Here is a 15,483-nt window from a genome sequence, read left to right as displayed (position 1 = left end):
ACAGGAAAGGAGGGGCCATGTGGACCACGTTTCTCATCACGCTGAAAACGAACCTGCGGCAGAGAGCGGCACTGTTCTGGATGTTCGTCTTCCCGATCGTGTTGGCGACCATGTTCAACGGCATGTTCGGCAATCTCGCCGACGCCTACCGGATCACCGCAGTTACCGTGGCCGTGGTCGAAGACGAGAATTGGGACAAGGCGGATGGTGCCGCCCAGTTCGTCGACGCGCTCGCAGGACGGTCCAACAACGTCGCCGACCTTGACACACGGCTCATCGAAACCACACCCGTGCCCTCATTGGCTGAGGCGAAACGGCTCATTACCGACGATACGACGATCGGATACCTGACCGTCAATGCCGACGGCATGCTGTCCCTGACGCTTTCGACCGATACGGTGGAAACCGCCAAGGACGCCAGTGGAAACACCTCCGTCAGTCCGGTCACGATAGCTGCCCTGCATAATGCAATCGCGCTCTACAACCGCACGGACGCCGTCACTCGGCGTACGATCATCGACCATCCGCAGGCGGTTGTCAGCCAACGGTTCTGGGAGTCGGTGGGATCCGTGTCCGCCATGACGAAGGAGACATCACTCACCAATTTCAAGCCCAATGCCACGGCCCGATACTATTACGCGCTGCTGGGCATGGTGTGTCTGATGGCGATGTCGTACGCGATCTCGGCTGTCACGATGGCGCAGGCGAACCTTTCCGCATTGGGAATCCGCCGCACGGTCGCACCCCTGAGCCGCGCAGCCCAATTGGCCGCCGGATTCCTTGCCAGTTGGCTGTGTTCATTCCTGAGTCTGATCGTCGCACTCGCTTATATCCGATACGTATGCGGCATCGCGTTGGGAGGACGGGAACCGGCCGCCGTGCTCGCGGTTGCGGTGGCCTCGTTCATGTCCTGTGCATTCGGCACGATGATCGGCGCGATCCCTGGATTGACACATGCCACGAAGATCGGCCTGACCAGCGCGATCCCGTGCACCCTGTCGTTGTTCACCGGATTGTATGGGCAGTTCGCCATGAACCTGAGCGATTGGATCACCCGCAATGCACCGGCGCTCGCCATCATCAACCCGGCTCAGCAGGTGACCAACCTGTTCTACGACATTCTCTACTACGACAGCTATCGTCCGTTCGGGACGACCTGCGGCATACTGCTCGCCATGAGCGCCGTGTTCCTTGCCGTGGGCGTCGTCATGCTCAGGAGGCAGCGCTATGAACACCTGTAAGGCCACGTTGCGAGTACTGGCCGCGCATCGACTCTACGTGATCATCTATCTGGTGTTCATCGGCATTATGATGTTCGCCATCAGCTGGTCGGCGCTCACGTCGAATACGGATGTGGGGGACTCATATGAACCGAGGAAACCGGTTGTGGCGGTTGTCGACCGGGATCGGGGAAGGGGCGATATCGCCACCGCCATGCAGGACTATCTGCGTACCGACAACGAGATCATCACGGTGGAGGACGATCCGGAGGCGTTGCAGCAGGCGGTCGCGTCGAACTATGTGGATCTCATCGTCATCGTTCCCCACGGGTATGCCGATGCAGTGATCGCGTCGGCAGGGCATGGGGAGCCGCCGGCCGTGGAGACGATCACCAGCTATACTTCCGGTGCCGGAGCGATGGCGTCGATGGGCGTGAACGGGTTCCTGTCGCTCACCCGCACCACGCTGATCGGTGAAAGCGCCGAGGCCACTGCGGGCGTAACGGAGGATGCGACGTCCACGGCCGTTCCCACAGTGGATCAGCTCGCCGAAGCCGCGAAATCCGTGGCCGACGTGGTCGACGATCCGTCCGTGAACCCCGCCATCGCCGTGGACCACGCCGACAGGACCGCGGAGGATACCAGTTCGACCAACCTCGCTGCCATGGGATTCGGCACCACCATGAAGACGGCACTGTATCCGCTGCTCCTTGCCATGGTGGTCTGCACGGCGCTCGTGACCGGCGTATTCAACGCGGGGGAGACCAAGCGTCGCCTCGACGCGTCCCCTCAGCGGTCCTCATCTCTGGGTATGCAGCGTATGGCCACCATGGGGGCGTTCTCGCTCGTTGTGGCCATCGGATACCTGATCATCGCGTTCGCTCTGATGCTCGCGGCGGGACACGACCCCTTACTGCTCCCACCGGCCGGCGTGGCAATGACGGCCTGCACAACCGGCGTGTATGCGCTTATGGCCGTGGCCTGCGGATTCCTGCTCGGCGAATGCGGGGTCTCGGAGACCATGGCCAACGGAATCGCCAATGTGTTCGGACTGCTGACGCTGTTCACCTCCGGCACCATGCTCCCGCTGAGCATGATGCCATCGGTCATGATCACGGTGGGCAAGTTCCTGCCTGGATCGTGGTATTGCCAGGCCATAGACCACGCGCTCGGCATCGGCACGGCCGCTGTCGGCGTCAGCGTGGGGGACTGGGCCTCATGTCTGGGACTCGTGGCGCTGTTCGGCGTGGCATTCATATGCCTGGGCCTTGGTGTGGGACGGTTCCGTCGATCACGGCCGGCAACCGGAGGTGCTGCCGTCACCCATCTCGCCGAATCGTAAGTGGATCATAAGGGGACACGGAGGTCATGCCGCTGTGACGGGATGACCTGACTGCGCTCAGGGCCCGTTCAGCTGGTCTTCAGCCGATACCGCTGGGTCGGATCATCCTGCAATCGCACCGTCGCGACGCGTCCCTCCTTCACAAGCTCCCGCAGCCCCGACGTGGCCGCCAATGGGGTGAGACTCAGCTCGCGGATGATCTCCTTGACACTCATCGCCGAATGCCGTTCCAGCAACGTCATGATCTCCTTCGACACATCGCTCGGAGAACCATGCTTGATCGTGCGATGCTTGGTGATCGTCATCGTGAACGTGTTGATGTCATTGCGCGTGGTTGCCGGTTCGATGCCGTTCTCACGCAACGCCGCGGCGATACGCTGATAGCCGTCGCCACCCTCCGGGTTCACGAATCCGCCATCCGGATAGGGCGTGGACTCCAGCAGCGTGAACAGGAACTGATTACGCGTGGACGAGAACGCCGTGCCGGCCACAGGATTCGACCCGGCCAGCACATCATGCGTCACCGTGCCGTACAGGCCACCAGGATTGCTGATCTCGATTCGATCGGTGAACACGCTCACATGCACCTGCGTGCCACGCGCATCGGGTGAATAGTCGCGATGCGTCAGCGCGTTGGCGATCGCCTCGCGCAACGCGGCAGGCGGGTAGTCGGGTTTGCGGGCGCCGATCCAACGCATCAGCGACGTCACCGTATCATCGATCATCACCGGAATCGAACCGACCACCGTCTGCGAGGCGATGAGCCGTTCGTCACCGCGGAACACGTCGTTGCGATTCGTGCCGGGGAACACGGCGATCGACACGTTGAGTCGGGGAAAGAACTTCTGCGGATACCGTCCGAGAGCCAGCAGCCCCGCAAGCGTCGGACGCAGCACACTGCCGGCACGTCCGTAATCCGAATCATCATGCCGCAGCACCTGCAAATCCAGCAGCGTATCCGTATCACTGCGATCGGCGAACACATGGGGATGCTGACTGCGCACCCGCTCCAGCAAACCGGCTGTCAGCGTCGGGTCAAGATCGGCGATCGTGGCATCCGCGACGATGTCCAGATCATAGGTGGGTTGCAGATGCTCCTCGATAAGCCGGTCCACCTCATACGCGGTCATGCGACGGTCGCCGTCGCCGGTACGAATATACGAGCCGCCATGCGCTCCAATGGAGGAGACGAAACACGGCTTGTCCCTCGGCAACATCTCATCCACACGGGCGAACACCAGATTCGACCCCTCAAACGGACAGGTCACGATCACCGGACGCACCACGGGCGTCATCTTCTCACAGGCCTGACTGAGCGACTCCTGCATGGAACGGGCGTTGAAATCCGGCACCGGAGTGAAGCCGTTCTTCTCCGAAAGGCCCAGAATGATCCAGCCGCCGGCCCCATTCGAGAACGCGGAAAGCGTGTCCGTGATGGTCGACGAAATCTTGCGCTTGCATTCCTTGACCTCGCACTGCTGTGTGTCATTGCCGATCAGACGCATCAGCTCGATCAACTCGGTCATCTTCGCGGTGTAGTCGTCAACCATGGCGGGCCTCCTTGGATTCCATTGTCTCGCACCAGTCCGCCGTTCGGCCGCCGCCCTGCGTCGTTGGCCTGCAATTCATCAAGAATTCATAATCGACCGATTCCGGCCCTTCTCCCGGACCGATTTCCCCTCCGTATGCATCCTGTACGCTCGTATATGACGGCGAGAGCCTCGGTGACTGATGTGGTCACCGAGGCTCTCGGATATGTGCTGCCGGTCGCGTATCGCGCCGATTTCACTGATTGCGCTGATGCGCGGAATGCCTACTCGGCGTCGGCGGGGGCCTCCTTCGGCGCGGACAGGAAGTGGTCCTCGCTGGGAAGCACGAGGTTGAGGATCACGGCCACGACGAACGCGACGGCGATGCAGTTCGAGGCGAAGATCTGCTGGAACAGTGCCGGGAAGTGCACGAAGATGTCGCTCACCTGCGTGAATCCGATGCCGATGGTCAGGCTCAGCGCCGCGATGGTGATGTTGCGCTGCGAGTAGCCGGCCTCGGAGATCATCTGGAAGCCGGAGAGGATGATGTTGCCGAACATCATGATCGTGCAGCCGCCGAGCACCGCCTGCGGCAGCGAGTTGAACACCTCGGCGATGGCCGGGACGAAACTGGCGAGGATCAGGATCACGCCTCCGGAGAGGATCACCTTGCGGTTGACCACCTTGGTCATGGCCACCAGACCGATGTTCTGGGCGAATGAGGTGAGTGGCAGACATCCGAACAGGCCGGAGACCGAGGAGATCAGACCATCGCCCGCGATGGCTCCCGCGGTCTCGCGTTCGGTGGGCAGACGATTGAGGCCCACTTTGGTCAGCGCGGCGGTGTCGCCGAGAACCTCGACCGAGGAGACGACATACAGCAGACCGAGCGAGATGATCGCACCCCAGTCGAATTCGGGCTTGAACGGCATGAACTGCGGTACGGATACGATCGACAGGTGCTGGAATCCGGAGAAGTCGACCTTACCCATGGCGATGGCCACCACGTATCCCACGACCAGGCCGAACAGCACCGACAGTTGCTTGGCGGTGCCCTTCATGAGCAGCTGGAACGCCAGGCAGGCGACCAGTGAGATCAGACCGAGCGTAAGGTTCTGCCAACTGCCGAAATCGGCGGCGCCGGATCCTCCGCCGAAGCTGGTGGCACCCACGGTGAGCAGGGAGAAGCCGATCGAGGTGACCACAATGGCGGAGACGATCGGCGGCACGAATCGGCGCCAGTACCGGGCGGTCAGGCCGAGCACCAGCTCCAGCAGTCCTCCGACCATGACCGCTCCCACCACGGCACCGTATCCCTTGTCGGCGCAGATCGCCACGGCGGCGGCAACGTAGGTGAATGAGATGCCGGTGACCATCGGCAGCTTCGAGCCGATGCGCCAGGCTCCATACAGCTGCAGGCAGGTGCCCAGACCTGCCACCAGCAGACCGGCCTGAATGACCGTCGCCGACTGCTCGGGGGTCATCTTCGCCGCGGAAGCCACGATGAAGATCGGTGCCAGATTCGCCACGAACATGGCCATCACATGCTGCAGGCCGAAGGGGATGCCCTTCCAGAAGGAGACCGGAGCGTCAAGGCTGCTCAACGCCTCGAACGAAATGCCGGAAGGGTGGCGGTCCTCCTTGGTGTCCGGAGTGTGTTCCGGCTCCGTTGTCTTGTCACTCATGCGTACTCCTCTCATGATTCTCTTGATTCTCTGTTTTAGGATCCCGCGAAAGTGTCGTGGAATCCCAAATCCCATAGGAAAGGGAGGGCCATTGTGGGTGCCCTCCCTTGGGAATGAAATGATGATCAGGCGAATTCGATGTCGCCGGTCTCGGGGTTCATGGACTTGACGATCGCCAACGAATCTAAATCATATCCGGCTTTGCGCAGCTGCTCGCCTCCATTCTGGAAGCCCTTCTCCACGGCGATGCCGATGCCTTCCACGACGGCGCCGGCATGGTTGCAGATCTCGATCAGACCCTGCAGCGCCTTGCCGTTGGCGAGGAAATCGTCGATCAGCAGCACATGGTCGCCGGGGGAGAGGAACTTCTTCGCCACGATCACCGGGAATTCACGCTGCTTGGTGAAGGAGTAGATGGTGGTCACGTACTGGTCGCCGTCGAGGTTGATGGACTGCGCCTTCTTAGCGAACACCACGGGAACGTTGCCGAAATGGCGGGAGGCACAGCAGGCGATGCCGATGCCGGAGGCCTCGATGGTGAGAATCTTGTTGATGGTCTTTCCGCGGAAATGCTCGGCCCAGGCCGCGCCCATGTGGTCGAACAGTTCCACATCGCACTGATGGTTGAGGAAAGCGTCTACCTTGAGTACATTGCCGGGCTTGACGGTGCCCTCCCTGCGGATTCGCTCCTCGAGTTCCTTCATGCATACCCCTTTGGTTGATGGCCGTTCGGCACGTTGCCGTTCATGGTCTGTTTACTTCGCGGACAGCAATGGTCCACGTATGTCTAGCAGACTACTCTGGGCATGGGATGACGGCGCGGCTGGCGGTGATGGGTTGCAGCGGCCGCGCAGACCATCGGAATCGAATGGGGATGAGACATGGCGGATGCACAGATTGTCGGGGGAATGCCGGCGCGGTCGGCGAGCGCATACGAACAGATTGACTCACGGCCGTTGACCGGCCATCAGAAAAGCATCATCGGACTGGTCATTGCCGGGAACATCGCCGAGTTCTTCGATATGTTCCTCATCGGATTCGTGGTGGCGCTGTTGTCCGACGCATGGCGGCTGACCGGCATCGAAGCCGGGGTGATCCTCGCGTGTTCGGGTCTCGGCACGGTGGTCGGGGCCATCATGTGGGGGCGTCTGGCCGACGCCTACGGTCGTAAGCGCGCCTTCCTCTGGTGTGTGGTCTGCTTCGTGCTGTTCACCATGCTGTCGGTGGTTCTGCCGGACCGGGCCTGGGTGCTGCTGGCGATTCTTCGTGTCGGTGTCGGCATTGGCGTGGGTGGCCTCAACATCACCTCCATCCCCTATGTTCAGGAGTTCGTGCCCACCCGGCATCGTGGTCTGCTCGCGGGGCTGGCGTCCGTGTTCATCCCGCTCGGCCTGCTGCTGGGCTCCATCGGTCAGAGCGTGGTCGGCAACCATTGGCGTGTCCTGCTCGCCCTCGGTGCCATTCCGGTGCTGTTGCTGTTGTGGCTGCGCCAGGTACCTGAATCTCCCCGGTACTACCAATCCCAGGGCCGTGACGACAAGGCGAGGGAATCCCTTGCCTGGGCCATGGAGATCCCCGTTGCCCAGGTCGGGGCATTGCCTCACGTGGACATGGAGACCCGATCCCATTACTCCGTGCTGTTCGCACGGCATCTTGGCTCCCTGATCATCGTGGCGCTCGGAACGTTCTGTTTCGTTCTCGGCGGGGCGGCCATCCAATCATGGGGACAGACGTTGCTCAAGGATGCGTTCGGCTTCCCCACGAGGACGGTCGCCTACCTGTTTATGGGAATATCCGTCGCCGACTGCATCGGACGATTCGGATCCGCATGGCTCGCCGATCATGTCGGACGCCGTCTGACCATGTTCGGTTTCGGCATCATTGGCGCGGCGGCCTGTTTTGCCGCGGCCTTCTACCATCCCACGGGAATCGTGTTCGCCATCGAGGTGACGCTCATCATGACCTTCGCGGACGGCGTGTTCGGCATCATCAACGCCTTCGGTGCCGAACAGTTCCCCAATGCGGTGCGGTCCACCGGCATCGGACTGGGATACGGCATCGGAGCCACGGCGAAGATCATCAGTCCGTTCCTCATGGGTCTGCTGGTCGGCGGGGACGCGATCTCCCAGAACATCGACATCAGTGTGATCACCACGGCATTCGTGTTCTTCGGCATCTGTCTGATCGTAGGATCCGTGACCTATCTGTTCGCCAGGGAGACCAGGGGCAAGGGGCTGGAAAGTCTCTAAAATCGTCACAACAACCTGAAAACGTGGCGTGACTGTACCGTGGTACAAACCGGGGTTTGGACTTTACCATGTGAGACGCGTTAGGGCCATGACGGCCTGAACGCTATAGTAAGGTCACCGTGCCGGCATACGTCGGTAGTGGGGATACGGCATCCGGACGCGAATACGCGGACGATGCGGGAGAACAATGAAGGAGCGGTTCATGCAGATCAGCGATATCTGGGTGTTCTTGGCCATGGTCCTGTATTTCGTGGCCATGCTGTCGGTTGGATTCTTCTATTCACGACGATCCAACTCCTCGGCATCCCAGTACTTCGCCGGTGGCCGTGGCGTGGGACCGTGGCTGACCGCGTTGTCCGCGGAGGCATCCGACATGTCCGGCTGGCTGTTGATGGGACTTCCCGGCCTTGCCTACTTCACCGGCGTGGCCGATGCCGGATGGACCGCCGCCGGACTGGCCATCGGCACCTATCTCAACTGGAAGATCGTGGCCAAGCGTCTGCGTCGCTATTCCGTCGCCGCAGGTAACGCCATCACCATTCCGGACTTCTTCTCGAAGCGCTTTGCCGACACGAAGAGGATCCTGTCGACCATCGCCGCGCTCATCATCATCGTGTTCTTCGCCGTATACGTCGGCAGCTGCTTCGTCACCGTCGGCAAACTGTTCGACACCCTGTTCGGTCTCGACTACCACCTCATGATGGTGCTTGGCGCCATCGTCGTCTTCCTTTACACCGTGATCGGCGGATACCTGTCCGTGGTCCTCACCGACTTCATCCAGGGCATGCTCATGTTCTTCGCGCTCGCCGTGGTGTGCAGCGGAACCGTGATCAGCGCGGGCGGCATCGATCATGTCGCAGCGTTCCTGTCCGATATTCCCGGTTACCTCAGCGCTAACCACACCGCCACACCGACCGTCGATCCGGCCACGGGAGCCCAGCTGGCACAGGGAGGACAGCCGCTGTTCGGCGCGCCTGCCGAATTCGACGTGATCACCATCGTCTCCCTGCTCGCCTGGGGTCTCGGATACTTCGGCATGCCGCAGGTGCTTGTCCGCTTCCTGTCGGTCCGTGACGCCGAGGAGATCAAACAGTCCCGTATCATCGCCACCGTATGGGTCGTCATCTCGCTTGGCTGCGCCATCGCCATCGGCCTGTTCGGACGTGCGCTCCTGCCGGTGCAGTTCGCCACCCAGTCGGCCGCGGAAAGCGTGTTCATCGTGCTCAGTCAGATGCTGCTGCCCAGCTTCATCTGCGGCGTGGTGGTGTCCGGCATCTTCGCCGCATCCATGAGCTCCTCGTCAAGCTACATGATCATCGCAGGATCCGCCGTGGCCGAGAACATCTACCGTGGCATCTTCAAACGCAACGCGAGCGACCGACAGGTCATGTGGGTGGCCCGCATCACCATCCTCGTCGTGTTCGTATTCGGCTGCATAATCGCATCCGACCAGAACTCATCCATCTTCCAGGTCGTCTCCTACGCGTGGGCCGGTCTCGGCGCATCCTTCGGCCCGCTCATGCTGTTCAGCCTCTACTGGCGTCGCACCAACAAGTACGGTGCCATCGCCGGCATGCTCTCCGGCGCGATCACCGTATTCGTGTGGAATCTGGCCATCAAACCGCTCGGCGGCATCTTCGGCATCTACGAACTGCTGCCCGCATTCATCGTCTCCGCCGTGGCCATCGTCGTGGTGTCTTTGCTGACCCGTGCCCCGGACAAGGAGATCACCGACGTATTCGACCACTACATGGATGATGACACCAACGTGGGAGAACTGCTCGAAGAGCATGCCGTCAAGGCCTAGCCTCCGTACGGTCCATCATCACGCGCTTGACCGCGCCCGATGGTAGATTCATGTACTCGGTTTTACCGTGATGAACGACGACACGAATCGACATCGGGACAGGGGATTGCGAATGATGGTATATGACGAACCGGAGGTCATCGCCCGCAGCGCGGAGGAACTGCTGGGCGGCCTCAACGATCAGCAGGCCGAAGCCGTGCAGTATCACGGGCCGGCCCTGCTGATCGCCGCCGGCGCCGGATCCGGCAAGACTCGGGTGCTCACCCGACGCATCGCATGGCTGCTCAGTCAGGTGGGTGCCTGGCCCAGCCAGATCCTCGCCATCACCTTCACCAACAAGGCCGCCGCCGAAATGAAGGAACGGCTCACCACGCTGATCGGCCCGGTGGCCCAGCGCATGTGGGTCTCCACCTTCCACTCCGCATGCGTGCGCATCCTGCGCCGCGACGGCGAGAAGATCGGCCTCAAATCCGGATTCTCCATCTACGACACCGCCGACTCGCAGCGCCTGGTCAAGATCATCTGCACCGAACTCAACATCGACGTCAAACGGTACACGCCCAGATCCATCCTCGCCCGCATCTCCGACTACAAGAACGGACTTGTCGGATGGCAGGAACGACTCAAGGAATACGCCCCGCAATTCAAACCCGGCGTCCGCGGATCCCAGATCGGCAGCTTCGGCGACATCGAAGTACTGTATGCCTGCGTGTACGCGGAATACCAGTACCGACTCGCCGCGGCCAACGCCGTGGACTTCGACGATCTGATCATGCGCACCGTCGAGTTGCTGCGTGCCGATCCCATGGTCGCCGACTACTACCGACGCAAGTTCCGGTACATTCTCGTCGACGAGTACCAGGACACCAACCACGCCCAGTATGTGCTCGTGCGTGAGCTCGGCGGCGTGGATGCCGGGCAGTCCCGTGAACCCAATGCGCGTGGCGCCGGTAAGACCGGGCCGGCATGGATCACCGTGGTCGGCGACTCCGACCAGTCCATCTACGCGTTCCGAGGCGCCGATATCCGCAACATCCAGGAGTTCGAAAAGGACTTCCCGAACGCCAAGACCATCATGCTGGAACAGAACTACCGTTCCACGCAGACCATCCTCAACGCCGCCAACGCGGTGATCGCACTGAATCCCGGCCGCAAGCCCAAGAAACTGTGGACGGCTCTCGGAGAAGGCAGCAAGATCATCGGCTACGCGGCCGACAACGCCCAGCAGGAGGGCGCGTGGATCGCCACCGAGATCGCCCGCCTGGCCGGTGAGGAAGGATTCCGATACTCCGATATCGCGATCATGTATCGCGCCAATGCACAGTCACGCTCCCTCGAAGAGGGGCTCATCAACGCGGGAATCCCCTATCAGATCGTTGGCGGAACCAAGTTCTACGAACGCAAGGAGGTCAAGGACGCCATGGCCTACCTGCAGACGATCGCCAACCCCGCCGACGACGTGAACCTCCGACGCATCCTCAATGTACCCAAGCGTGGACTCGGCGCACGCGCCGAAGCCGTGCTCACCATGTACGCCGCCGATCATCAGACCAGCGCATGGGGGGCACTGGAAGCTCTCGACACCATCGAAGGCGTGCCTACCCGCACCGCCAACCTGCTCACACAGTTCCGCGACCTCATGCGTTCGCTGCGGGAGTTCGCCGCGGCCAACGACTCCAAGCCGAGCGAGATCGTGGCCGAGGTGCTCGACAAGTCGGGTCTGCTGGCCGAACTGCGCAAGTCCACCGACCCGCAGGACATGACACGCGTGGACAATCTTTCGCAGCTGCAATCCGTGGCCGCCGAGTACGAACAGAACACGCCCGACGCCACGCTCAACGGATTTCTGGAGACCACGGCGCTGGTGGCCGACAGCGACCAGCTGCCCGGCGAGGGCGAGGACAGCGGCACCGTCACGCTCATGACCCTGCATACCGCCAAGGGACTGGAATATCCCGTGGTGTTCCTTACCGGGATGGAACAGGGGACCTTCCCGCATTCCCGCGCCATGGAGGATGAAAGCGAGCTGGAGGAGGAACGGCGACTCGCCTACGTTGGCATCACCCGCGCCCGTCAGATCCTGTATGTCACCCGCGCCGCGGTGCGAGCGCAATGGGGCCAGGCGGCGGAGATGCTGCCCAGTCAGTTCCTCGACGATATTCCCGAGGACCTGATCGAATGGAAGCGCAGGGAGACCTCATCCGAACGCATGCGCGGCGGCTGGGGGAGCGGTTTCGACGACGATGACGAGTTCGGCGGTTTTGAATCCGGCTCGTCCGATTCCGGGTACGGATCGTTCGGTTCATCGCGTCGGTGGGGATCCGCGTCCGGGCGTTCCTCCGGCGGTTCGTATGGTTCCGGTTCCTACGGTTCGGGCTATGGTTCCGGATCGTCGAGTTCGTCGTCCCGTTTCGGATCACGGTATGGTTCCGGATCGTCACGCTCCTATGGCGGGGCCTCCGGCGGCTCGTCCTATGGGTCCCGTTCCGGCTCCTCGCCGTCCCGCTCCGGCACGTCGTCCCGATTGGGCAAGGTGACCACCAGGCGCATGCAGCGCGATCTGTTCGGCTCGCTGTCGAAGGCCAAGGCCGCCGCCGAACGCAAGACGTCCGGGAACGATCATGATTCCGTCCCCAACGTCGCCGATTTCCATGCCGGGGACAAGGTCACCCACGACCAGTACGGTCTGGGAACCGTGGTCGCCGTGGAGGACAAGGGCCGTAATTCCGTGGTGACCGTGGACTTCGGCTCCGACGGCGTCAAGCGGCTGCTGCTGCGGGTGGCACCCATCGAAAAACTGTAGTTTGCATGGCGAGTAGCATCCTTTTCGGGAAAGTCAAGACTTGATTTTCCCGGACAGGATGATCACAATCGCTCGAATCCATATGTTGACGGCATTCGCCATGGATGTCGCTGGAACATATCGGCTGAAATATGCAGAAGTAACAGGAGAAGATTGTGAAGAACAAGCTGTTCGTGTCCATTCCATCCATCGTTTTCGGCGTGCTCATCGCCGTCGCTCCGCAGACGTTCGCCTATGTCTGCAAAGTGGGGGAGATGCCCATGGCGTGCCATTGGACGGCACAGGCTGAGATCGGTGTCGGTTCGCTCATCGCTTTGCTGGGTGTCATCGCCCTGTTCGTCTCCCCGCAGATCCGCATTGGCCTGAACATCGGTGTGGTGCTGGGCGCGGTGCTCGCCATCGCCATCCCCACGGTGCTCATCGGCGTGTGCCCCGGAGCCATGATGCATTGCCACATGGTTGCCAGGCCAACGCTGATCGTGCTCGGCGTGCTGTCCATCGTTTTCGCCGCCATCGGCATGTGGCTGGACTCACGTCCGGCCAAGCGCTCCTGATCGAAGCGTCTGACACGTCGGAAGCGCATCGGGAATCATGTCAGTACGCATCTCACTCGCTCGCCTGCCATTGGAGAATCTCCGGCGCAGGCCCTTCCGCACCGCATCGCTGATCACGGTGGTGGCTATCCTCTCCGTCGCGTTCTTCGGAGGATCCATGCTGGCCATGAACCTCAATAAGGGGTTGACGAGCATGGAGGAACGTCTCGGAGCCGATCTTATGGTCGTGCCCCAGGCCACCGAATCCAAGGCTGAGGCCCTGCTGACCGACGGCACGCCGAACACCTTCTATTTCACCAACGATATCGAATCGAAGGTCGCCAAGGCCGATGGGATCGCGCAGATCACCTCACAGACCTATATCTCGTCGCTCGCTGCGGCATGCTGCGCCGAAAAGCTGCAGATCATCGGCTTCGATCCGAAGACCGACTTCGTGATCGAGCCGTGGGTCGCGTCCCAATACGACGGAACGCTGGCCGACGGCGAGATGGTGGCCGGTGCCAATGTGAACGTATCCACTGATGGCACCATCGAACTGTATGGCCGCTCCTGGCCTGTTGTCGCGCAGTTGGCCAGCACTGGTACCAGTCTCGACAACTCCGTGTTCGTCAATAAGGCCACAGTGCCGCAGATGGTCGCCGCCTCGGCGAAGGTTGCCAGGCAGGTCATGCCGCAGGAATATGCGTCCAAGGCCGTCTCGTCCGTGCTGATCAAGGTCCAGGACGGCTATGACGCGCATACGGTGGCGAATAACATCGCTCGCATCGATCCGCAGCTGTCGTCGGTCGGATTCGTGTATCCGGGAGGCGTCACAGCGTCCACCAAAACATCATTGAACACCATGTTGTCTTATATGCTGGTGTTCGTCGCCGTGCTGTGGGTGATGGGGCTGATCGTCATGCTCGCCGTGTTCGCATCCTCGGTCAACGAGCGCAAGAAGGAGTTCGCGTCCCTGCGTATCATGGGTGCCACTCGCGGCATGCTCACCTCCATTGTCATCCGCGAATCGCTGGTCACCGGTCTTGCCGGAGGTCTTATCGGCGTGGCGATCGCATCGTTGATCGTTTTTCCCTTCAGCGGATACATCGGCAAGCAGATGCAGCTCCCATACCTGCAGATAGGCATTGGCATGAGTCTATGTCTGGCGCTGGTCGCCTTGGCATTCGCCGTGATCACCGCGGTTCTGGCATCGCTGTTCGTCGTCATCCGCATCGGTCGCCCGGAGACGTATCTGACGCTGAGGGAGGGAGAGTGACATGCTGCTGGAGATCAAGGACCTCACCCGGGAATTCGTGCGCAGGGGAGTGCCGTTCGCCGCAGTCGATCATGTGAATTTGTCCATGGATGACGGCGAATTCATCGCGATAGTCGGCCGTTCGGGCAACGGCAAGAGCACGTTGCTCAATATGGTGTCCGGGTTGCTCCGCCCCACCTCGGGCACTGTGACGGTCGAAGGGAAAACAGTCGCCGAACTCGATGACAGAGCGTTGTCACGTCTGCGCAATCGCATCATCGGCTTCGTCACGCAGAGCCAGACGTTATTGCCTAATCTGACCGTGATCGACAATGTGATCCTGCCGGCTGTGCTCTTCCCGGATGATCCCGTCACCCATGATCGGGATCACGCCGCCGAAGAGGCAACCGCGCCGGATGTGCCGAAGCAGACCATTTCGGAGCAGGAGCCCTCCGTCGACCAGAGTGATCCGGACATGCCCGACGTCATCGCTCCGGCCGCGGCCCCATCACCGAGCGACGAGCAAACCGATGCGTTGACCATGCGAGCCCATGCACTGCTGGCCGATCTGCAAGTCGATGATCTTGCCCATAGCTATCCCCGTGAACTGTCCGGCGGCGAGATGCGTCGCGTTTCCATCGCGCGTGCGCTGATGAACCAGCCCAAGCTGCTGATCGCCGATGAGCCGACGGGAGATCTGGACGCGGAAAGCACCCTTATCGTCATGCGTTTGCTGCGATCCCTGGTCGATCGGGGGACATCGGTGCTCATGGTCACCCATGACGCCGATGCGCTTCCCTACGCGGATAGGATACTGACATTGGATGCCGGGCGACTCGCCGAAAAGACGGCATGATGACAAAGTCCCGTCTTTGCCGTACACTTTTTCTCTTGGTGTCCGCTTTCAGGTGGAAACCTATCTGGAGCCTTAGCCCGTCAATGGGTCGGTGGTTGCGGCAACGATCGCAACCATTCGTGCCACGGCACGGTGAAGCATTGGAGAGGCCGGCTCAGCGCATGGCATTGTCATGCGTTCCGTTCAGATAACGACAGAAACAAA

At 61.3% G+C, this 15,483-nt stretch carries 11 protein-coding genes; 8 read left to right on the top strand and 3 right to left on the bottom strand.

The window, feature by feature from the left end:
* The first annotated feature begins 17 nt into the window (after nt 1-17).
* Nucleotides 18-1,241, top strand: coding sequence for an ABC transporter permease (locus EP30_RS04845; protein WP_140556626.1), 1,224 nt, complete (start codon nt 18-20; stop codon nt 1,239-1,241).
* A complete protein-coding gene (locus EP30_RS04840) occupies nt 1,228-2,562 on the top strand; it encodes an ABC transporter permease (RefSeq protein ID WP_140556624.1) in 1,335 nt (444 codons plus the stop codon). Before EP30_RS04845 ends, EP30_RS04840 begins: the two co-directional genes overlap by 14 nt.
* A 68-nt stretch (nt 2,563-2,630) precedes the next feature.
* Here the strand turns inward: EP30_RS04840 and EP30_RS04835 are convergent, their stop codons facing one another.
* From EP30_RS04835 to EP30_RS04825, 3 genes are all read right to left on the bottom strand, one after another.
* The gene (locus EP30_RS04835; protein WP_140556622.1) at nt 2,631-4,112 is read right to left on the bottom strand and encodes an ATP-binding protein; all 1,482 of its coding nucleotides are present in this window, start codon (nt 4,110-4,112) and stop codon (nt 2,631-2,633) included.
* Nucleotides 4,113-4,375: 263 nt separating this feature from the next.
* Entirely contained in the window at nt 4,376-5,776 is a 1,401-nt protein-coding gene (locus EP30_RS04830) for a nucleobase:cation symporter-2 family protein (protein WP_258185369.1), read from the bottom strand.
* 125 nt (nt 5,777-5,901) lie between these two features.
* Nucleotides 5,902-6,480, bottom strand: coding sequence for a xanthine phosphoribosyltransferase (locus EP30_RS04825; RefSeq protein WP_094665240.1), 579 nt, complete (start codon nt 6,478-6,480; stop codon nt 5,902-5,904).
* A gap of 177 nt (nt 6,481-6,657) precedes the next feature.
* Here EP30_RS04825 and EP30_RS04820 point away from each other — a divergent pair, with 177 nt between their 5' ends.
* From EP30_RS04820 to EP30_RS04795, 6 genes are all read left to right on the top strand, one after another.
* Nucleotides 6,658-8,025: an MFS transporter gene (locus tag EP30_RS04820; protein WP_219846791.1), complete on the top strand. Its 1,368-nt coding sequence runs from the start codon at nt 6,658-6,660 to the stop codon at nt 8,023-8,025.
* Nucleotides 8,026-8,227: 202 nt separating this feature from the next.
* Complete coding sequence (putP, locus tag EP30_RS04815; RefSeq protein WP_140556620.1) at nt 8,228-9,832, top strand: sodium/proline symporter PutP; 1,605 nt, start codon at nt 8,228-8,230, stop codon at nt 9,830-9,832.
* Nucleotides 9,833-9,947: 115 nt separating this feature from the next.
* Nucleotides 9,948-12,635 carry a UvrD-helicase domain-containing protein gene (locus EP30_RS04810; RefSeq protein WP_140556666.1) on the top strand — a complete coding sequence of 896 codons (2,688 nt, stop codon included), beginning with the start codon at nt 9,948-9,950 and terminating at the stop codon, nt 12,633-12,635.
* A 155-nt stretch (nt 12,636-12,790) separates the two neighbouring features.
* Nucleotides 12,791-13,189, top strand: coding sequence for a DUF4418 family protein (locus tag EP30_RS04805; RefSeq protein ID WP_140556618.1), 399 nt, complete (start codon nt 12,791-12,793; stop codon nt 13,187-13,189).
* 37 nt (nt 13,190-13,226) lie between these two features.
* Entirely contained in the window at nt 13,227-14,444 is a 1,218-nt protein-coding gene (locus EP30_RS04800; RefSeq protein ID WP_140556616.1) for an ABC transporter permease, read from the top strand.
* Between the two features lies 1 nt (nt 14,445).
* Nucleotides 14,446-15,279, top strand: coding sequence for an ABC transporter ATP-binding protein (locus tag EP30_RS04795; protein WP_140556613.1), 834 nt, complete (start codon nt 14,446-14,448; stop codon nt 15,277-15,279).
* Nucleotides 15,280-15,483 lie beyond the last annotated feature (204 nt).

This window comes from Bifidobacterium sp. UTCIF-39 (assembly GCF_006408715.1).
Lineage (GTDB): Bacteria > Actinomycetota > Actinomycetes > Actinomycetales > Bifidobacteriaceae > Galliscardovia > Galliscardovia tissieri.
Note: the sequence above shows the minus strand (reverse complement) of the source record. Positions and strands in the feature narration are given on the sequence as shown.

What these genes read in the sequence shown, in the direction of transcription:
- EP30_RS04840 (WP_140556624.1), top strand. Translation starts at nt 1,228, where the DNA reads ATGAACACCTGTAAGGCCACGTTGCGAGTACTGGCCGCGCATCGACTC.
- putP (WP_140556620.1), top strand. Translation starts at nt 8,228, where the DNA reads ATGCAGATCAGCGATATCTGGGTGTTCTTGGCCATGGTCCTGTATTTC.
- EP30_RS04835 (WP_140556622.1), bottom strand. Translation starts at nt 4,112, where the DNA reads ATGGTTGACGACTACACCGCGAAGATGACCGAGTTGATCGAGCTGATG.
- EP30_RS04795 (WP_140556613.1), top strand. Translation starts at nt 14,446, where the DNA reads ATGCTGCTGGAGATCAAGGACCTCACCCGGGAATTCGTGCGCAGGGGA.
- EP30_RS04830 (WP_258185369.1), bottom strand. Translation starts at nt 5,776, where the DNA reads ATGAGTGACAAGACAACGGAGCCGGAACACACTCCGGACACCAAGGAG.
- EP30_RS04845 (WP_140556626.1), top strand. Translation starts at nt 18, where the DNA reads ATGTGGACCACGTTTCTCATCACGCTGAAAACGAACCTGCGGCAGAGA.
- EP30_RS04810 (WP_140556666.1), top strand. Translation starts at nt 9,948, where the DNA reads ATGGTATATGACGAACCGGAGGTCATCGCCCGCAGCGCGGAGGAACTG.
- EP30_RS04800 (WP_140556616.1), top strand. Translation starts at nt 13,227, where the DNA reads ATGTCAGTACGCATCTCACTCGCTCGCCTGCCATTGGAGAATCTCCGG.
- EP30_RS04820 (WP_219846791.1), top strand. Translation starts at nt 6,658, where the DNA reads ATGGCGGATGCACAGATTGTCGGGGGAATGCCGGCGCGGTCGGCGAGC.
- EP30_RS04825 (WP_094665240.1), bottom strand. Translation starts at nt 6,480, where the DNA reads ATGAAGGAACTCGAGGAGCGAATCCGCAGGGAGGGCACCGTCAAGCCC.